Origin of the sequence: Corallococcus terminator (genome assembly GCF_049194865.1) — a bacterium.
Taxonomy (GTDB): domain Bacteria; phylum Myxococcota; class Myxococcia; order Myxococcales; family Myxococcaceae; genus Myxococcus; species Myxococcus terminator_A.
Window position 1 is genome coordinate 1 of record NZ_JBLZWL010000002.1, and the last position, 18693, is coordinate 18693.

The 18693-nt window shown below is 69.7% G+C and carries 19 protein-coding genes; 9 read left to right on the forward strand and 10 right to left on the reverse strand.

What is annotated here, in order from left to right:
• The 3 genes from ACN469_RS02075 to ACN469_RS02085 form a co-directional block, all read left to right on the forward strand.
• Nucleotides 1–453: NUDIX hydrolase (locus ACN469_RS02075; RefSeq protein ID WP_498763612.1), on the forward strand; the 453-nt coding region annotated here is incomplete at its 5' end.
• Nucleotides 454–698: 245 nt separating this feature from the next.
• A complete protein-coding gene (locus ACN469_RS02080; RefSeq protein WP_498763614.1) occupies nucleotides 699–1847 on the forward strand; it encodes a hypothetical protein in 1149 nt (382 codons plus the stop codon).
• Nucleotides 1847–2215 (forward strand): DUF2019 domain-containing protein, encoded by a 369-nt coding sequence (locus ACN469_RS02085; protein ID WP_498763616.1) that lies wholly within the window; start codon nucleotides 1847–1849, stop codon nucleotides 2213–2215. Before ACN469_RS02080 ends, ACN469_RS02085 begins: the two co-directional genes overlap by 1 nt.
• A gap of 34 nt (nucleotides 2216–2249) precedes the next feature.
• On the opposite strand, the gene gpmI is transcribed toward ACN469_RS02085, so the two are convergent.
• The 4 genes from gpmI to rsfS form a co-directional block, all read right to left on the reverse strand.
• Nucleotides 2250–3791, reverse strand: coding sequence for a 2,3-bisphosphoglycerate-independent phosphoglycerate mutase (gene gpmI / locus ACN469_RS02090; protein WP_498763618.1), 1542 nt, complete (start codon nucleotides 3789–3791; stop codon nucleotides 2250–2252).
• A gap of 93 nt (nucleotides 3792–3884) precedes the next feature.
• Complete coding sequence (locus tag ACN469_RS02095) at nucleotides 3885–5036, reverse strand: RNA ligase RtcB family protein (RefSeq protein WP_498763620.1); 1152 nt, start codon at nucleotides 5034–5036, stop codon at nucleotides 3885–3887.
• 90 nt (nucleotides 5037–5126) lie between these two features.
• Nucleotides 5127–5591, reverse strand: a complete 465-nt coding sequence (locus tag ACN469_RS02100; RefSeq protein WP_163866572.1) for a 23S rRNA (pseudouridine(1915)-N(3))-methyltransferase RlmH — start codon at nucleotides 5589–5591, stop codon at nucleotides 5127–5129.
• Nucleotides 5588–6175, reverse strand: coding sequence for a ribosome silencing factor (gene rsfS / locus ACN469_RS02105; RefSeq protein ID WP_498763622.1), 588 nt, complete (start codon nucleotides 6173–6175; stop codon nucleotides 5588–5590). The genes ACN469_RS02100 and rsfS overlap by 4 nt, the downstream gene beginning before the upstream one ends.
• 61 nt (nucleotides 6176–6236) lie before the next feature.
• On the opposite strand from rsfS, the gene ACN469_RS02110 reads away from it, so the two are divergent.
• Nucleotides 6237–6548, forward strand: a complete 312-nt coding sequence (locus tag ACN469_RS02110; protein WP_498763624.1) for a tetratricopeptide repeat protein — start codon at nucleotides 6237–6239, stop codon at nucleotides 6546–6548.
• Nucleotides 6549–6572: 24 nt separating this feature from the next.
• Here the strand turns inward: ACN469_RS02110 and ACN469_RS02115 are convergent, their stop codons facing one another.
• Nucleotides 6573–7640 (reverse strand): hypothetical protein, encoded by a 1068-nt coding sequence (locus ACN469_RS02115; protein WP_498763626.1) that lies wholly within the window; start codon nucleotides 7638–7640, stop codon nucleotides 6573–6575.
• A gap of 99 nt (nucleotides 7641–7739) precedes the next feature.
• On the opposite strand from ACN469_RS02115, the gene ACN469_RS02120 reads away from it, so the two are divergent.
• Nucleotides 7740–8279, forward strand: coding sequence for a hypothetical protein (locus tag ACN469_RS02120; protein ID WP_498763628.1), 540 nt, complete (start codon nucleotides 7740–7742; stop codon nucleotides 8277–8279).
• Here the strand turns inward: ACN469_RS02120 and ACN469_RS02125 are convergent.
• Together ACN469_RS02125 and ACN469_RS02130 are read right to left on the reverse strand one after the other, a co-directional pair.
• Nucleotides 8276–9340, reverse strand: a complete 1065-nt coding sequence (locus ACN469_RS02125) for a TetR family transcriptional regulator (RefSeq protein WP_498763630.1) — start codon at nucleotides 9338–9340, stop codon at nucleotides 8276–8278. The genes ACN469_RS02120 and ACN469_RS02125 overlap by 4 nt on opposite strands.
• Before the next feature lie 173 nt (nucleotides 9341–9513).
• The gene (locus tag ACN469_RS02130) at nucleotides 9514–10920 is read right to left on the reverse strand and encodes a sigma-54-dependent transcriptional regulator (RefSeq protein WP_498763632.1); all 1407 of its coding nucleotides are present in this window, start codon (nucleotides 10918–10920) and stop codon (nucleotides 9514–9516) included.
• A gap of 150 nt (nucleotides 10921–11070) precedes the next feature.
• Between ACN469_RS02130 and ACN469_RS02135 the strand changes: the two genes are divergently transcribed.
• From ACN469_RS02135 to ACN469_RS02145, 3 genes are all read left to right on the forward strand, one after another.
• Nucleotides 11071–11646 (forward strand): NUDIX hydrolase, encoded by a 576-nt coding sequence (locus ACN469_RS02135; RefSeq protein WP_498763634.1) that lies wholly within the window; start codon nucleotides 11071–11073, stop codon nucleotides 11644–11646.
• A gap of 244 nt (nucleotides 11647–11890) precedes the next feature.
• The gene (locus ACN469_RS02140; protein ID WP_498763636.1) at nucleotides 11891–12667 is read left to right on the forward strand and encodes an iron-containing redox enzyme family protein; all 777 of its coding nucleotides are present in this window, start codon (nucleotides 11891–11893) and stop codon (nucleotides 12665–12667) included.
• Nucleotides 12668–12878: 211 nt separating this feature from the next.
• Nucleotides 12879–14669, forward strand: a complete 1791-nt coding sequence (locus ACN469_RS02145) for a methyl-accepting chemotaxis protein (protein ID WP_498763638.1) — start codon at nucleotides 12879–12881, stop codon at nucleotides 14667–14669.
• Here ACN469_RS02145 and ACN469_RS02150 read toward each other — a convergent pair.
• Nucleotides 14653–16131: a sensor histidine kinase gene (locus ACN469_RS02150; RefSeq protein WP_498763640.1), complete on the reverse strand. Its 1479-nt coding sequence runs from the start codon at nucleotides 16129–16131 to the stop codon at nucleotides 14653–14655. The genes ACN469_RS02145 and ACN469_RS02150 overlap by 17 nt on opposite strands.
• A gap of 80 nt (nucleotides 16132–16211) precedes the next feature.
• A complete protein-coding gene (locus ACN469_RS02155) occupies nucleotides 16212–17522 on the reverse strand; it encodes a chitosanase (protein WP_498763642.1) in 1311 nt (436 codons plus the stop codon).
• Between the two features lie 193 nt (nucleotides 17523–17715).
• On the opposite strand from ACN469_RS02155, the gene ACN469_RS02160 reads away from it, so the two are divergent.
• Nucleotides 17716–17985 (forward strand): GlsB/YeaQ/YmgE family stress response membrane protein, encoded by a 270-nt coding sequence (locus tag ACN469_RS02160; RefSeq protein WP_498763644.1) that lies wholly within the window; start codon nucleotides 17716–17718, stop codon nucleotides 17983–17985.
• Nucleotides 17986–17995: 10 nt separating this feature from the next.
• Here ACN469_RS02160 and ACN469_RS02165 read toward each other — a convergent pair whose 3' ends face one another.
• Entirely contained in the window at nucleotides 17996–18628 is a 633-nt protein-coding gene (locus tag ACN469_RS02165; protein ID WP_498763645.1) for a LysE family translocator, read from the reverse strand.
• Nucleotides 18629–18693: the final 65 nt, after the last annotated feature.

An 18693-nucleotide genomic window follows, 5' to 3' on the forward strand; every position in this document is an offset into this window, starting at 1 on the left:
TGGCAGGGGAACTGGCGGGTTCGCCTGTATGCGAGGGTCCGCGAGCGGGGCTACGACTCGATGACCGCCTTCGCCGATGCGCGGCCCGCCGTCTCGTTGATGGGACTGGCCAACGAGTTGGAGAAGGGCGAGGTCGCGGGCCTTCAGGTCTTGAGCGTGCTGCGCTCCGAGGCGGAGTCGCGCGAACAGGTCACCCGCTTCGTGCGAGATGCGCTGGTTCGCAACATGGCCGAGTACTTCCCGAACGGTTGGCCCGCGGTCATGGACGACGAGTCACGCTTCGTGGTCGCCAAGATGCTGACCTTCTGGTCCACCGACATTCCGGAGACGCACCGCAAGCGCGTCGAAAACGCCCGGGCCTCGCTCCGGACGTCTCCACCGCCTTCTGGTTGGCGCCCGCTCGGGCCCGACGACGCGCTGCTGTGCACGCTGCTGCCTGACGACGAAGCATGAGCGGGCCCTCACCCGCCAGCGTGCGTGCTGGCCTCTGGATGCTCTGCGCCGTTCTCTTCGTGACGGGATGCGCTGGCGTTGAACCCTCGACTCGTAGGACCTCGTTCCAGCAGCGTTCCCCACGATTCGGAGGAACTGGGTCGGATGACGCCTCCACGGAGGCTCGGCTTTCCCGAGGACAGCGGAGCGATGCCTTCGACTTGTTGCTTCGTGACGCGGGTCTGGGGGACCAAGACGAGCGTCCTGTGTCAGGCAGTTCGCTCACGCCGACACACGCCGCGCGATTGCTAGAGGCGCTGACGGGCAAGGACGTGACGTTGGGGCAGTTCCCGGCCCGCGTCGCGGTGGGCTTCATGCTGCGCGAGGTGCTGGACGCGGGCGAAGTGTCGCGCGCCGAGCTGGTGCGGCGGGTGGGACGATTCACGCAACTGGCGGTCCTCCGTCCTGACGGTTGCCTTGCGTGGGTACGCAGCGGGCAGACGCAGCAGCGAGTAGGCGCCGTGGAGTGGAAGGCCGGTGCCTTCCGGGCGGGCCAGTTCGAGTTGGGTGTCTTCTACTCAGGCAAGGGCGGTGTCTTCCGGCAACTGAACGCACTGCTGGAGGAGACAGGAGGAGGCGCCTTCGCGGACGTTCACGACGATGCTGACTATCTGAGCCGCACGCTGGATGGGACCGAAGAGGCGTTCGTCGGGCTGGCGATGGCGGTAGGTCAGTTCTTCTCCATGTCCCCGGCCGATAACCTCGCGGCGCTCCAGCAGCTGCCGGGTGCCGTGGCGGCGCTGCTGGCTTCGTCACCCGAGTACCTGGAGCGCTTTCAGTACATGACGCGGGGCGAGCAGGTGCAGGCCATCTCCAGGCTGGTGACGAACCTCATCGCCACCTGGGGAACAGCCGCGGCTGTGTCGCGCACCTTGAGGGGGACGGCGCTCGCGACCGCCGAGGTACCGGTTCTGTCCCTCTCGGCCCAGGGGGCACTCGCGATGGAGCGCGTGGTGGTGCCGATGGGGCATGCCGCGGCGGTGCTGAGTGGTGGGCCCGGAGCGGCCCTCATCCTTCGGAGGGTGGGGGGCGAGGCATCGAGCGGCGTCAAAGCCTATTCGTCGTTCAAGTCCTTCAAGCGGGCGATGGGACCAGCGGGGCCGGGCAAGGAGTGGCATCACATCGTGGAGCAGACCGACGGCAACGTGGGAAGGTTTGGCCCGAAGGCGATCCACAACACCGAGAATGTCGTCGCGCTCGACAAGGACCTTCACTCCAAAGTCAGCGCGTTCTACTCGTCAATCCAGCGCGTATCCGGGAGTAAGACCGTGCGTGAATGGCTGCGGGCGCAATCGTATGAGGCCCAGCGTGAGTTCGGATTAAAGATCCTCCGCGACTTTGGAGCCACCCCTTGATGAAGACGTCGCTGGAGAAGCTATCCCTTCAGGAGTTGGCCTCGATGTACGAAGAGGCCGCAGCGGCACACGGTCAGTCGAGTGAGTCTGGTGACCACCGAAAGGCCAACGCGCAGTTCCGCCGGATCGACGCTGTTTGGAAGGAGCTACGAACTCGCGGCAGCGAGGGCCCTGGCGCGCTCTCGAACCTGATGGACCACGCGAATCTCCATGTGCGTGGGTGGGCGGCGTCACATGCACTCGAGTCCGCTCCTCGGGCCGCGGAGTCCGTGCTGGAGATGATTGCGAACGGGCCTCCGGGTATCGCGCGGTTCAACGCGGAAATGACGTTGAGGGAGTGGAGAGCCGGGAACCTGAAGTTTGACTGAAGGCCCGCTCGCAGCCTGAGCAGGCCCGTTCAGCTCAGGGCAGCACGCCCTGCCGATTCATCTCCTTCGACTGGGGCAGGCCCATCACCTTGCACAGCGTGGGGGCGATGTCCGCGAGGATGCCGGGGCGCAGCTTCTGCCCTCGGAACGCCGGGTGGATGAGGTGGAACGGCACCGGGTTGAGCGTATGCGCGGTGTGCGGCTCGCCCGTGACGGGGTCCACCATCTGCTCGCAGTTGCCGTGGTCCGCGGAGATGGCCATCACCCAGCCGTTGCGCTCGCACGCCTTGCCGAGCACGCCCAGGCACTCGTCCACCACGCGCACCGCCTGCATCGCCGCGTCCAGCCGTCCGCTGTGCCCCACCATGTCCGGGTTGGCGAAGTTCGCCAGCGCGAAGTCATACGTGCCCGAGTCCAGCCGGCGCACCAGCTCCGCCGTCACCTCGCGCGCCGACATCTCCGGCTTCAAGTCGTACGTCTTCACGTCGCGCGGACTGGGCACCAGGTGCCGGTCTTCTCCCGGGTACACCACTTCGCGTCCGCCGTTGAAGAAGAACGTCACGTGCGCGTACTTCTCCGTCTCCGCCGTGCGGAACTGTCGCAACCCCTGGCGTGACAGCAGCTCCGGGAAGATGTCCTGCGGCTGGTCTGGCGCGAAGACCACCGGCAAATCGAACGTCTCATCGTACTGGGTCATGCAGACGTAGCGCCCCAGCCGCAGCCCGCCCCGGTCGAAGTCCTTGAAGCTCGGGTACGCCAGCGCCTGCGTCAGCTCGCGCGCACGGTCCGCGCGGAAGTTGAAGAACAGCACCGTGTCCCCATCCTGGATGCGTCCCACCGGAGTCCCATCCCCGCTGGCCAGCACCGTGGGCTTCACGAACTCGTCCGTCACCTTCTCCGCGTACGACGCGCGAATCGCGCTCAGCGCGTCTGGAGCCTTGGGACCCCGTCCGTACACCAGCGCCTCGTACGCGAGCTGCACGCGGTCCCAGCGCTTGTCGCGGTCCATCGCGTAATAACGCCCGCTCACCGTGGCGATGCGCCCCGTGTGCGTCTCGTGAAGGAAGCGCTCCAGCTCCTCCACGTAGCCCAGCGCGCTCTGCGGCGGCGTGTCGCGTCCATCCAGGAACGCGTGCACGTAGACGTTCGCGACGCCCCGCTCACGCGCCGCCTTCAGCAGCGCGTACAGGTGCTCCATCGACGAGTGCACGCCGCCCGGAGACACCAGCCCCAACAGGTGCAGCGCCTTGCCGTCCGCCTTCACGCCGTCCAGCGCGGCGCGCAATACGGGGTTTCGCGCCAGCTCCCCGGTCTCCGCCGCGCGATTGATGCGCACCAGATCCTGGTAGATGATTCGGCCCGCGCCGATGTTGGTGTGGCCGACCTCCGAGTTGCCCATCTGCCCCTCGGGCAGGCCCACGGCCAGTCCCGAGGTCTGTAGCTCGGTGAACGGGTAGGGGCTCGTCAGCTTGTCGAGGTGCGGAGTTCCGGCCAGGAGGATGGCATTCGCCTCTCGCTCGTGACGGATGCCCCAGCCATCCAAAATGCAGAGCAGGACCTTGTGCGCGGCAGTCATGCCCGAACCCTAACCACGCACGCGCCGGACGGAGAGGGCAAAAAGCACCGGGCGCCCTGTTTCCAGGTCCGTGCCCCGGGCTTTGGGGCCGCGCTACTCCTCGTGGGTGCGCGTCTTGTACGTCAGCACCGGGGCCAGGGTGGCCACCACCCGCACCAGCCCCGCCTCCACCAGGTCCGTCACCACGCGGTCAATCGACTTGTACGCGGGCGGCGCCTCCTCGAAGAGCAGGTCCTTGTTCTCGCAGACGACGTGGCTCTTGAAAGTGGTGCGCGTGAGCGACTCCGCGGTGAAGCGCTCCTTCATGCGCTCCCGAGCGGCGGTGCGCGTCCACTTGCGGCCCGCGCCGTGCGCGAGGCTGTACGCGCTGCCCATCCCATCCCCCAGCGGCGTCACCAGATAACTCAGCGCGCCACGGCTGCCCGGAATCACCACGGGGCCCTCGTCCGAGGGCGCCGCGCCCTTGCGGTGCAGCCACTGCGTGCCGCCTGTGTCCCGTCGGGGCGTCACGCTGTTGTGGCAGACATCCAACACCCGACGGGCCGGGGCGCCAATGCCATCCAGCACCCGTCGCGCCACCAGCGCCCGGTTCGCCCGGGCCCACGCCACCGCGTGGTCATGCCGCGCCAGATACGCCCGCGCCTCGTCCGAGTCCTCCACGAGCCCGCCCGCCGCGTGGCGGTCCACATGGGCCCGGAGAATCGCCTCGCCCAGCCCGCGAGAGCCGGAGTGCACCAGCAGGAGCAACCGGTCCGCCGCCAGCCCCAGCGCCGCGAAGCCCTCCGCGTCGTGCACCGCGTCCACCCGCTGCACCTCCGCGAAGTGGTTGCCGCCGCCCACCGTCCCCAGCGCCGCCTCGAACCCGGAGGCCTTCACGCCTTCTTCCGCCAGGAAGCCTTCCGCGTCTCCGCTCCAGGTCCCCTCGACGTCCAGCTTCGCCGCCCAACGCTCCGCCTTGGCCTTGCGCGACAACATCCCCACGTCCCACAACCCCATGCCACAGCCGATGTCGCTGCCCACCAGGTACGGATAGAGGATGCCCTCCGAGGTGAACGCGGCGCCCACCGGCGCGCCCTTGCCGGGGTGCAAATCCGGCAGTCCCACCGCGTGGCGCATGCCGGGCAGCCGCGCCACCGCCTCGAGCTGCCGCACCGCCTCTCCCTCCACCCACGATTGGGGCGAGGCGATGATGCGGACGGAGGCGGGCGGTGGATTCAGGGGGGCTTCGGTGCCGGCGGTGCTCATGAGGCCCGTTGACGCCCCCTGTCCGGTGGGCCTGACGCAGGCGAGCGCGGCAGGGCCCCCGGAGCGTGGGGCGCCTGCTCGCCCGGTGGGCTACTTGTGGTACGGCTCGCCCTTGAGAATCGTGAACGCGCGGTAGAGCTGCTCCACGAGCACCACGCGCGCCAGCCGGTGGGGCAGCGTCATCTTCGACAGCGACAGCGTGAGGTTCGCCGCGCCCCGCACGCTTTCGTCCAGCCCCTCGTCACCACCGATGACGAAGAGCAGGTCCTTGGCGCCCGTCTGCGCCTTGCCCACGTAGCGACTCAACTCCACGGAGTCGAGCAGCGAGCCCCGCTCGTCCAGCGCCACCACCCAGTCCTGCGGCTTGCGCTTGGAGAGAATCGCCTCCGCCTCGGCGGCCTTCGCGTCGCCCGGCTTGAGCTTCTTGCCGCTCGCCTCGGTCAGCTCCACCAGCTCGAAGCGGGTGTAGTGGCCCAGGCGGCGGGCGTACTCCTGGACCGCCGGCTCGTAGAGGCCCGAGCGGTCCTTGCCGATGGACAGGAGGCGGACCTTCAGGACACCTTCTCCCGGTTCGCGTCCGCCCAGAGACCTTCCAGGTCATAGTGCGAGCGCAGGTCCGCGAGGAACAGGTGCGCCACCACCTCGCCGTAGTCGAGCAACACCCACTGGCCCGTCTCGACGCCCTCGGTGCCGAGCGCGCGCACCGGCTGGTCGCCCTGCTTGAGCTGCACGTGGACGTTCTCCGCCATCGCGCTGACCTGACGGTCGCTCTCGCCGGAGGCGATGACGATGTAGTCCGCGTAGGACGTCATGCCCCGCACGTCGAGGATGACGACGTCCAGCGCCTTCTTGTCGAGCAGCAGCTGGGCCATGCGCCGCGCCAGCGCCTGCGCCTCCGGGTTCTCCGCCGGGCCCGCCTTCTGCTGGGAGGCGCCTGGCAGCTTCACCTTCTTCTTCTTCGCCCTCAGGGGGACCTTGCCCGCGATCTTCTTGCGAGCCGGCGCCTTCTTCTTGGGGGCGGGAGCCTTGCCCTTGGGGGCCGTCCTGCCGGTCGCCGTCTTCTTCTGCTTCCGCGCCGCCGGGGCCTTGGCCTTGGTCGCGCTCTTCTTTCGTGGGGTCGTCTTCTTCTTCGTTGCCATGTGCGGCGCACCCTACCGCACCCTTGGCAACACGGCATGGGTCCTCTATGGGGTGTTGTCCATGAGTGACGCCCGCCTTGAACAGTTCAAGAAGATGGCCGCTGACTTCCCGGACTCCCCCATGAGCCACTTCTCCCTGGGGAAGTTGTACCTGGAGCGAAAGCAGTACGCCGAGGCCGCGGCGGCCCTGGAGGCCGCCGTGAAGCTGGACCCGACCTATGCCGCCGCCCTGGTCTCCCTGGGGGACGCGCTCTCCGGGGCCGGGCAGGTGGAGCGGGCCCGCGAGGTGCTGACCACGGCCCGTGAGCACGCCCTGGTCCAGGGGCACCCCGGACTCGCCGAGGAGATCGACGAGCGCATCTCCGACCTGTGAGGCCCAGGCCGAGGCCGGGCGCGCTCAGTCGCGCCAGGTGAATCCAACGCCGAACACCTGCCGCGAGTAGGAGAGGTTGTTGCGGGGCAGCCGGGTGCTCCACAAGCCCCAGGACACCTCCAGGTCCACCCGCTCCGACACCGGGCGCGCCAGCTTCAGGGACAGCGAGTTCTGTCCCTCGTCCTCCTCCACGAGGATGATTTCGGGCGACAGGTAGATGCCGTCCGGATAGCGGGTGATGCCCAGCGAGCCCTGCGCCAGCAGCGTCACCCTCCAGGGCAGGCGCACCCCCGCGTTGCCCGTCACGCGGTGGCGCAGCACCGTCTCCCCGAAGCTGTTGGACGTGACTTCCTGGTACGCGTACGTGAGCCCCAGCGTCACCGGGCCCCGGTAGTTGTAGCTGGCGCCCGCCGTGAGCGCGCCGTCCTCGCGCCGGCCCAGGGTGGACTCCGTGACGCCGGGCCTCGGCCGGGCCAGGGGGCCATAGCGGCGCGCGCCCCAGTCCCCGAAGAGCGACAGGCTGTGCCGCCGGTCGAAGCGGTAGCGCCCCAGCACGCCCAGCTCCGCCCCGCCGAAGTTGGCCGTCTTGTCCGGGCGGTAGACGAAGCGCCGCGCGCCTGCCCGCACTCGCAGCGCCAGTCGCACGTCCGGCGCGTACTCGGCGAACACGCTTGCTCCCAGGTCCGAGTACGCCCGCGTGCCGCCCCGCCGGTCCTTCGCGTGGCCCTCCGCCCCCAGGCCGAACTCGGTGCCCAGCGCCAGCGAGGCCTCCAGCGCCCCTGCCTGGATGAGGGTGTCCTCCGCCGCGAAGCCCACGTACTTGCGAGCGCCCAGCTCGTAGCGGCCCACCAGTTGGGTGCGCTCGAACGTCGCGCGCCCCTCGGCCGAGCCCAGCACGCTCAGCGCCGGGTCTGCTCCGGGGGAGGGCGTGCTGCCGTCGGTGAAGTCGCGCGGCGCGTTGGTGTCCACCAGCAGCCGCGCGGTGCCCTTCAATGCGCCCTCCCACTCGGCCGCGAGGGCGACCCGAGCGGCGAGCAACACGAAGAGGACCAGGAAGGTGGGGCGGGAGCGGGACACGACGCGGGGCAACATAGCCGGCCTCGTGCCTGCACGCCCCACTCGCGGGAGGGCGGGCCCGACCGCCCGGTTGGCGGCAGTGACGTCATGCCGCCCGCCCGGTACATTGGTGAAATGCGCCCTGTCTCACTTCTCGCGGCGGCGGTGGGCCTTGGACTCGCCGCCTGCGCCCAGTCCTCATTCGTCACCGAGGTGAGGGGCGAGACCACCGTGCCCGCGACCCTGCCGGGTGGAAGCACCGAGCTGAATGCCTTCCCTCCCATCAGCAGCCTGGCGGGGATGGACTTCGACCAGAACCAGGACTTCAAGAATCAGGGGCTCTCCAAGGACGAGGTGACGTCCGTCCACGTCGACTCCCTGTCGCTCCAGATTCTCAGCCCCAACGACGCGGACTTCACCTTCCTGGACTCCGTGGAGTTCTTCGTCCGGGCCGGCGACCGGGAGTCGCGCATCGCCTGGAAGAATGACTTGTCGCGCTCGAGCCCGCGCGCGCCCAACCCCACGCTGAAGCTGGACCTGGGGGACGTGGAGCTTCAGCCCTTCGTGGCCGCGCCGACCATGAGCATCATCATCCGCGGAAAGGGCCGCACCCCGGAGCGCGAGGTGCGCCTGCGCGCGGTGGTGCGGTTGGAAGTCGAATCCGGACTGCTCTAGGGCGACGTCAGTTCCTGGGCGCGGTGCTCCAGCGCTCCAGCCCGGCCGTCCAGCTCGCGGGCGAGGGACTCCAGCCGCTTCGCCTCCGCCTCCATCTCGGACAGGTCCGCCGGGCCACCGGCCGCCAGCGTCTGGGCGCGCACGCTGTCCACCTGCGGGCGCCGGTCCGTGGCTCGCGTGGGGGAGATGGGCGTCGGCGTGGGCACGGAGGGATCCCTGCCGGGCTCGGGCGTCGTGGGCATGCCCGGGCCATCGGTGCCCATGTTCGGCGGGTCCCCAGCGGTATCGGCCTCTCCGGCGAACATGCCTCCGCCCCGGTCGCTGGGGTCCACGCCGAGGCTCCGGTCCGAGCGCATGCGCAGCCGCAGCCGCCGGTCCTGCTCGTCGAACATGGACTCCTCGCCGAGGAAGTCGCTCATGCGCCGGTCCAGGTCCTTCTCCTCGCGCACCTCGGTGATGCGCGAGCGCAGGGCCTTGAGGCGCTCGCGCACCTTGTCCTCGGCGTCGCGCAGCGCGTCCGCCTGCTCCAGCAAGTCCTCCGGGTCATCCCCGCCGGGTGAGGCCTTGTCCAAGAGGGGCACTCGCGACGCCGGCAGCGCCGAGCGCACCGCGTCCCGCTCCGCGCGGGTGGTGCGCAGCGACTCCAGCAGCTTCGCGCGCTGGCCCCGGTCCGCCGTCCCGTCCCACGCGCCGCGCAGCCGCGCCAGCTCGTCCGACAGCGCCTGATGCAGCGCCAGGTGCGCGCGCTCCGACTCGCCATCCGCCGTGGACACCGCCTGCGCCAACCCGGTGAGCGAGCCGCTCAGCTCCTGCGAGCGTCGCAGCGCCGCCTCCAGCTCAGTGCCCGTCGTCAGCCGACCCTTGCGCTCCGCCTTCAGCGCCTCGATTCGCGCGGCCACGCCCTGCAGCTCGTCCCGCAGGGCCTGCTGCTGGGTGCGCAGCGTGCGCGTCTCCGACCTCGCCGCCTGCGCCCGCGCGCGCGCCGTCTCCAGCCCGGACGCGGCCTGGCCGGGCACGGCCCAGAGCAGGCACAGCACGAGCGTGAGGAGGCGGGGACCCATCAGCGGCCTCCATTGAGCAAGGCGGATGCCAGCCTGCTCTGTCCTCCGCTCCGCCCCCGCCCGGGAAAAGCGCTGGGATTCCAGGCGCCTGGACACACCGGGTGGGCGCAGGTGGGGGCGGGGTGGCGGTGGAAAGTCACGGGGAGGGGACCCTGGGTCACGGTTTTTCGAGGCTACCCTTCCTCGGGTGGGGTGCCCTTGGGGAGGAAGCCGTACTTCTCCAGCTTGTAGTACAGCGCGGACGTCTTGATGCCCAGCAACCGGGCGGTCTCCGTCTTCACCCCGCCCGCCTTCTCGTAGGCGCGGGCGATGAGCTGCCGCTCCAGGTCCTCGAGGATGTCCGGCAGTGGTCGGTCTCCATGCGGCACGGGCAGCCCCGCGTCCATGCGCGGCGCGGCGCCGGTGAGGTGCGAGGGCAGGTCGGCGACGGTGAGCACGTCGCCCTCGGCGAAGACGAGCGCCTGCTCCACCACGTTCTCCAGCTCGCGCACGTTGCCGGGCCACACATGCCGGGCCAGGGCGCGCAGCGCGCCGTCGTCCAGCCCAGTCACCCTTCGGTTCACCCGGGGCGCGTGCTTGGCCACGAAGTGGTTGGCCAGCGAGGTGATGTCCTCGGGGCGCTCGCGCAGGGGCGGCAGCATCAGCGGGACGATGTGCAGCCGGTAGTAGAGGTCCTCGCGGAAGCGGCCCGCCTTCACCTCGGCCAGCAAGTCCCGGTGCGTGGCGCTCACCACGCGCACGTCCACCTTGAGCGTCTCCTCGCCGCCCACGCGCTGGATTTCCTTCTCCTGCAGCACGCGCAAGAGCTTGGTCTGCACCGAGTGGGGAATCTCTCCGATTTCGTCGAGGAAGAGGGTGCCGCCGTCGGCCAGCTCGAAGCGGCCCAGCTTGCGCTTCACCGCGCCGGTGAAGGCGCCGCGCTCGTGGCCGAACAGCTCGCTCTCCAGCAGCGTCTCCGCCAGCGCCGCGCAGTGCACGACGACGAAGGGCCCGTCCTTGCGCGGTGACTCCTGGTGCAGCATGCGCGCGATGAGCTCCTTGCCGGTGCCGCTCTCGCCGCGCACCAGCACCGTCGCGTTGCTGTGCGCCGCCTTGCGCGCCTGGGAGAGCAGCCGCTGCATGGGCTCGCTGTCGCCCACCATGCTGCCGTGGGAGAGCGCCGCGTCCGCGTCATGCGCGGCCGTGCGCGCCTCCAGCTTCTCCACCTTGCGCCGGGTGCTCGCCAGCTCCAGGCCCTTGTCCACCTTGGCGCGCAGCACGTCGGGCGTGAAGGGCTTGGTGATGAAGTCGTAGGCGCCCTCCTGCATCGCTCGCACGGCGGTTTCGATGGTGCCGAAGGCCGTCACCACCATGACGACGGCGGAGGCGTCCAGCGCCTTGAGCGCCTGGGTGACGGCGATGCCGTCCAGGCCGTCCATCTTCAAATCCGTGACGACCAGGTCGAAGGGGGACTTGCGGTACGCGGCCAGGCCGTCCGCGCCCCCTCGGACGGCGGACACGGCGTGGCCGGAGCGCGTGAGGGTGACGGTCATTCCCTCGCGCAGCGTGTCGTGGTCGTCGATGACGAGAATGCGCGCCATGGTGTTGGGGGTCCTCATGCTCCGAGGGCGCCGGCCGCCCGGGTGCGTCCGCATGAGAGCACACCCGGGGCGTCACCCTACACCAGTGGCGGTCGGCCGCTTCCAGAAGGCGCTGGCGCGCGAGGGCTTCCCGGGGGTACGTGGGCCCGCATGGATTCCCAAGACGCCGCCGCCCTGCGCGAGTTGCTCTCACGCCACGTGCCCCAGGACGACAAGGAGCGCGAGGACCTGGAGGCCATGCGCCACCACGCATCCACGCTGCCTCTGCCTTTCTCCCGCGCGCAGCCCCAGGCCCACTTCACCGGCAGCGCCGTGGTGGTGGACCCCGAGGGCGCCCGCGTGGTGATGGTGATGCACGGCAAGCTGAAGCGCTGGCTGCAGCCGGGCGGGCATGCGGACGCCGTGGACGCAGGCTCCATGGAGTCCACCGCGCTGCGCGAGGCGCTGGAAGAGACGGGCTGCCGCGTCGCGCTCCACCCCACCGCGCCCCGGCCGCTCGATGTGGACATCCACACGATTCCCGCCCGGCGCGACGAGCCGGAGCATCACCACCTGGACGTGCGCTACCTCGTGGTGGCGGAGGACCCGGCGTCGCTCGCGCATGACCCGGCCGAGTCCACCGGCGCGCAGTGGCTCACGTGGGACGAGGCGCTGGCCCGGGCCGACGAGGCGCCGCTGCGCCGCATGTTGGAGAAGGCGCGCCGCGCGGTGGCCCGCACGCCGTGAGCGCGCTTGCCTGCCGCTGACGCAAGGGCAGCCTCGCTGTGGTGGGGGCGACACGGGCGCCGAGGGGTGAGGGTCCCCTCGGGGTGCCCCAGAGCGAATTCTGAAACATGGCGGTGATAAAAGTGTCGCATGCGGACAGTGGCATGGCCGTGTGCAGGTGCTGTCACCACTATGGGCCGCTCCGGCGGGTGAAGGGGGGCCATGTCGGTCTGGCACCCGCCGCGAAGAGGAGCGTCCTGGAGCCATGTCATCGACCGGCCTGGAAGTGAGTATCCCCGCGTTCGAGTCACCCGTGCGTCGCTACGGGCCTCCGCCGCTGAAGCCTTCTCCGCATCCTCGCTGGTTGGAGACGATGTTGGAGTCGACGCAGCATGACTGGAACGCGGCCTGTTGGCCTCCGCTGTTCCGAGACACGGCGGACGGACGGCGCCCACCCTTGGGGTACTGGCGGCGCGTGTTGTCGCAGTTCTTCCTCATCGTCGAGTCGTTCCCCAAATACATGGGCCTGTCGTTGGCGAAGACGACGTATGGCCGCACCGAGGGAGACGCGAGCATCCGGCGCTGGCTGTTGCAGAACCTGGGCGTCGAGGCGAAGCACGCGGAGTGGTTCATCGACTGGGTGCGCGCCATTGGCGTGGAGCCGGACTCGCTCTTTTCCGTGCGGCCCCTGCCCGAGATTCAGGCGTTGCATGCGCACCTGCGCGACACCTGTGCGCGCGGCACGCTGGCGGAGGGCATCGCCGCGTCCAACTGGGCCATCGAGGGCATCACCGGGGTGTGGACAAAGGAGGTGGTGGACCCCTTCCGAGGCTACGCCGTGGACGGCGCGCGCATCGACGCGAGCGCGATGATGTGGCTCAAGGCCCACGCCCGCTATGACGACCTGCACCCGGTGGAGGCGCTCGAAATCCTCAAGCTCTCCGTGGACGCCGAAGGCACCGAGCCCGCCCGCGTCGTCGCCGCCGCGCGCAAGTCCCTGCGCCTGTACTCCGCGGCCATCCGCGCGTGTTGTTCGGACTGAGAGTGTTCACCGTCCCGCCTATGTTTGCAGAGGGAGATGGTTTTCCTGGGTGTGTATGTCTTTCAACAAGCTCTGAGATGACGGTTGTACAGTGTCTGGAAGCGGGCGCGGCCCGCTCGCTTTCCTCGCGATGACGTGCGGAGAATGGTGCTCCGAGTCATCCCGTCTGCGTGGATTTTTCGTGGCCGCATGACGCGGGAAAGCGACCCGTATGAGCATCGAAGACAATGTGATTCGCGAGTATCGGTGGCGTGCGCTCAAGGTGTTCATGTCGTGGGTGGTGCCCGCCGCACCCATCGCCGCGTACCTCAACGGCATGTCCATGGGCGTCGCCGGCTGGGAAGGCGTGAAGGCGGTGGCGTGGGTGTTGCCGCCCATCCTCGTGGGTCTGGGGATGATCTACCCCGCGCTGTTCATGCGGTGGCTGGTGGGCAGCGCGCTGCGGACGTACGCGGGTGACAGACCGGGTGCGCGGCTGGAGCGCATCCTCCGACTCCCGTGGCGCGTGGCCGTGGGCACGTCGTGGGTCGGATGGACGCTCGGCGGCTTCTGGTTCAGCCTCCACGTGTGTCTGACATGGCACAAGGATTTGTACCTCGTCGTCCTGGGCACCATCATCGGCGTGTGCTGCGGCGTGCTGCTGGGCTTCCCCATCTGCGTGTCGCTGGAGCGGATGCTGCTACCGCTGGCGCTGGACGAGCAGCGCAAGGACCCGACGGTGACGCTCCAGGGCGGCGGCTTCTCGTGGCCCCGACAGGCGTGGTTCCTGCCCTTCACCTTCGGTGGCTCCATCGTCGCCGCGCTGGTGCTCAGCGGCTGTGTGGTGATGGTGAAGCTGGAGGGCATCCGCGACACGCTGCACCTGGAGCTGGTGTCGGAGGGCGCGCAGCGCTCGGCGCGGATGCTGATGGAGCTGGGCGGCGTGCTGGCGGGGGAGCTGGCCTTCAGCCTGGCGTGGGTGGGAGGCCTGCTGCTGCTCCCGGGCATCACCACGTGGATGCTGGCGCGCCGTCAGGCTCGGGCGGCGCACGCGGTGGGTCAGGCGATTGAGTCCGTGGCCGCGGGGCGCGTCGTCGCGCCCGAGTGGGTGTCCACCGACGAGGTCGGGGATTTGGCCGCGGGGATGAACGCGGTGCTGGCCCGGCTGCGGCTGCTTCCTCTGTCGCTCCAGGCGTCGGCCGCGCGACTGGGCGAGGCGGGCAGCCACCTGCGCACGGCCAACGACGAGCAGCAGCAGAGCTTCACGAAGCAGGCCGCCGCGCTGCACGAGGCGCAGGTGACGTCGGAGGAGATTCGCCGCACGTCGCGGATGGCGGCGGACCGGGCGGAGGCGGTGCTCCAGGTGGCGAAGCGCGCGGAGGAGCTGGGCCTCAGGGGCGAGGCGGCGGTGGAGCTCAGCGTGGCGGGGCTGGCGGACATTCGCGGCGCGGTGGACGGCATCCAGGCGCGGCTGGAGAAGCTGGCGGAGAGCACCACCCAGATTGGCGACATCACCGAGACGGTGAAGGACCTGGCGGCCCAGTCCCACCTGCTCGCGGTGAACGCGGCGATTGAAGCGGCGCGCTCGGGGGAACAGGGCAAGGGCTTCGCGGTGGTGGCGCGCGAGGTCCGCGCCCTGGCGGACCAGTCCATCCAGTCCACGCGGCGCATCCGCACCATCCTCCAGGAAATCACCGTGGGCATCCGGGACGCGGCGAACATGGGCGAGCAAGGCGTGCGCACCATCGGCACGGGGTTGGACCAGATGCGCTCGTCGGGGGACTCGCTGCGCGAGCTGTCGCTCATGTCCCAGGAGAACTCGGCCGCCGCGCGCCAGATTGCCGCCGCCGTGACGCAGCAGAACGCCGGCATCTCCCAGATTTCCATCGCCATCGCGGACCTGTCGCAAATCATGGACGCGACGATGAAGCGGCTGGAGTCCACGCAGGAGGCCACCCGAACGCTCGCGAATGTCTCCGGCGAGGTGGGACAGATGGCGCGTCAGTTCAACGTGGCGAGCTGACGCCCGAGGCCTTGAGCGGCAGCGTCAGGGTGAACGTGGTGTCGCCCGGCGTGGACACCATGTGCAGCTCACCCCCGTGCGCGCGGGCAATCTTGCGCGCCAGGGGCAGGCCCAGGCCGGTGCCCTTCTCGCGGGTGGTGAAGAAGGGCTCGAAGATGCGCTCGCGCTCGGCCTCCGGCACACCCGCGCCGCCGTCGTGGACGCGGATGGCGTAGCGGCCCTCGTGCTCGGCGCCGGAGATGCGCACGCGGCCTCCAGAGGGCGAGGCCTGCACCGCGTTCTTCACCAGGTTGAGCAGCGCGGCGGTGAGCAGGCTCCCATCGGCCTCCAGCATCGCGGGTGTGGCGTCCACGTCCAGGGAGACCAGGCGGGCGCTGGCCTCCGCGGACGACAGCTCCTGGACGATGGAGAGCAGGGCGGGGGCCTCGATGGGCGCGCGGGCCAGGGGCTGCTCGCGCGCGAAGGCGAGGAAGTCCTCGACGATGCGCTGGAGGAAGGCGACCTCGCGTTGGATGCGCTCGACGTGCTCCTGGGCCTCCGCGTGGGAGCCCGCGCGCAAGTCCTCCTGGAGGATGCCGGAGAACAGGGCGATGCCGCCCAGGGGATTGCGCACCTCGTGGGCCACGCCCGCGAGCATCATCTTGAGCTGCCTGTCCCGGCTCTCCAGCGCGCCACGCATGACCTCCAGCTCGCGGGCGAGCACGCCGATTTCACGCGTGGGCTCCGGCGGCACGGGCGTGGTGAGGTCTCCCCGGCCGATGCGCAGCGCGGAGTCCATCAGCCGTCCGAGCGGACGCGCCAGCCCCCGCGCGGTGAGCAGCGCGACGATGGCGAGCGCGGTGAGGGCGAGCGCGCCGATGATGATGAAGGTGCGCGACAGGCGCTGGAGCGGCCCGAAGAACGCGGCGCTGCCCTCCACTCCCACCGCGCCCACCACCTGTCCTGACTGGACGATGGGCGCATAGCCCGTCTTGTACAGCCGCCCGTCCGAGCCGGTGAAGAGCACCTGGCTGGCCGCGTGCTCGCCCGCGAAGACGCGCGCCAGCTCCAGCCTGTCGCGCGCCAGCTCCGGCACCTCCGCGCCGACCGGCAGTCCGCCACCCACGTCCGCGCGCACGCGGCCCTGCACGTCCACGGCGAAGACCCGGCGCACGCCGCTGGCCTCGCGCACGCCTTCCAGCAGGCGCACCAGGTTGCGCCACGTCCGGGTGCCGCCCGTGTCGTCGCCGGCCTCAATCGTGAGCATGCGCTCGCCGTTGAGCTGGCTGGCGGTGGCGGCGGCGATGTTGGAGAGGCTGGTGCCCAGCTCCTCTTCCAGGATGGAGCGCGCGAGCTGGTAGACGGCCGCGCCCGCCACCGCGACGAAGAGCAGGGTGGGGACGAGGAACGCCGCCAGCAGCCGCGTCGACAGCAGGCTGGGGACCTCCCTCCAGGGGAAGGTGTTTCGTCGCTCCTCGCTCATGCGCGGCGCGGACTCTAGCCGAGAGCCCGTGCGCGGCGAAGACGCCCTGACGCGCTCACGTCAGGGCGCCAGCACGGCCTTCAGTTACACGAGAAGGTGTACGAGGTCGGCGTGCTCCAGGTGCCGTCCGCGTTGATGTTGCGCACCGTGTAGCCGCTGAACGGGTACGTCGTCGTCCAACAGTCGCGAGCGCGCACGTCGTTGCGGACCGCGGCGGACAGGTCCCAGTTGCCCCGGCGGCGCAGCTTCTCGTACGCCGCGATGCGGTCGATGGCGTCCACCCACGTGGAGTCGCCGGCCAGCACGTCGCGGCGCTTCTCGATGAACCGCTGGAGCCACGCCGACTCGGTGATGCCGTTGTAGCCCACCGCGGGCGCCACCTGGCCGGTGTTGCCCAGCGCGATGTTCGCCGCGCGCGTCAGGCTCTTCACACCGGACTCGCCGTGGTTGATGAACGCGTCATACAGCGCCATCTTCGACAGGGCGGAGGTGGCGCCCCACTTGTTCGCCTCGTTCATCGCCGGCGTGTAATAGAACTGGTCGCTGACCTGGTCCTGGCACGCCTTGAAGTCCGCGCGCGTCGTCGTGTTGTTGTAGCTCGCGGCCCAGTCCGCGACCCAGTTTCCAATGACATCCAGCTCCGACGTGGACGGCTGGGATTGGCCCGTGGACAGGAAGCGGTTGTTGATGGTGGTGAGCCCCGGCATGTACTTCGCCATGACGTTGCCGTTGGCCGCGCTGCGCCGGGCGTTGTAGCACTGGATGACCTGGATGGCGTCGCCGGTGCCGGTGCAGAAGCCCGCGCGGCCATTGGTGTAGCCACGCCCGTCCTGGATGTTCTCCGCGTACGCGTAGTCGATGGTGGGCGTGTCGTTCTCCCAGATGCTGGTGAGCGCCTCCGCCACCTTCTTCTGGTTCGCCGTCAGTCCCGTCACCGGTGGCACGGTACCCCCGCAGCTCGGGTCGCTGATGGTGACGTTCGTCGCGGTGAACGACGTGTTGGAGTTCGTTGAATAGTAGAAGGTGTACGACGCGTTCACCCCCACCGTCAGGCCCGACGTCCGCGAGTAGGTGCAGGTGGAGCCGCTCTGCGTGTGCGTCCAGCCCGGCTCGTCGTGGTCACACGTCACGCCACTGGGAACGCCGAACGCCACGGTCGGGCTCGTCATCGCGCTGGTGCCCGTGTTCTTGAACACGAGGGTGCCCCACCAGTCCGCGCCCACGTAGGTGTTCGTCGTAATCGCAAACGAACACACCGCCAGCTCCCGCTCCGCGCGCCCCAGCTCCGCCGCGTCCTCCCCCGACTCCGGTGCGCACCCGGCGACCGCCACCCCCGCCCACACCAGCATTCCCCACTTCATCCACAGTGAATCATTCCGACGGTGTCCCATGCGCGCTCTCCTTGGCTTCAGCCCGCTCCAATGCGTGGAGCAGGTGAGACCTTGGCTACCTCTGAAAGAGCGGAAAGTCAGTTAAATCCGGTTGGCTGCCTCCCTGCTCGTCTTGCGAACAACCTGGCTTCCAGGCGAGCGTGAACCGGCGTGCCTATCCTGCCCGCAGGTCATCAGCGGGAGGAGGGACGGTATGTCTTTGGAGACGATTGTAGTGTGGGCGGTCATCGGCCTCATCGCCGGTTGGCTGGCGTCGGCCGTCGTCGGTGGGGGTTACGGAATCATCGGCGACATCGTGGTGGGTGTGGTGGGCGCGTTCCTGGGCGGGTTCATCTTCCGCGCCCTGGGGGCGGGAACGCCCTTTGGCGGCATCGCGGGGACCATCTTCGTGGCCTTCATCGGGGCCGTCGTCCTGCTACTCATCCTGAGAGCCATTCGTTCGAGCACCGTCCGCAAAACATGAGTGGGGGGTGTCAGGTGCCGCGCCAGCCTTCGATGGCGGTGACGACGGCGGCGAGCATCATGAGGCCACCCACGGCTTGACCGACTCGCGCGCTGGCGGAGGGACGTGACTCCAGCCAGCCGCGAGCGCGGTCCGCGACGAGAGCGATGGCGCCATACACCGCGGCTTGCGTGAGCGCGATGATGGCGCCAAGCACCACGGCCTGGAGCCAGAGCGGCCCATACTCCGGCCGCAGGAACTGCGGAAAGACGGCGAGCATGAAGACGTACGCCTTCGGGTTGAGCAGGTTGGTGAGGGCTCCCTGACGGAACGTCGCCAGCGCCGAGCGCTGTCCCTGTGACGACGCGGAGAACGCGCCCGGGCTGCGCACGAGCGACAGGCCCATCCAGGCCACGTACAGCGCGCCCACCCACAAGAGCACATTGAACGCGGCGGGCATGACGGTGAGCAGCACGGCCACCCCCGTCGCGCCGACGAGGACGTGGCACGCGGCCCCCGCGATGATGCCGCCCACGGCGGACAGCCCCGCGCGGCGGCCCCCCACGAGCGAGCTGGCCAGGACGAACGCCATGTCCAGCCCCGGGAGGATGACGATGCCGAACACCAACACGAAGAACAGCCACAGGTGCGAGGTCTGCGTCATGGGATTCCGTGAGCCTTTCCGTCAGTGCCAGCGCCCCCAAGCCTGGGCGAGGTCATGAACGGCAC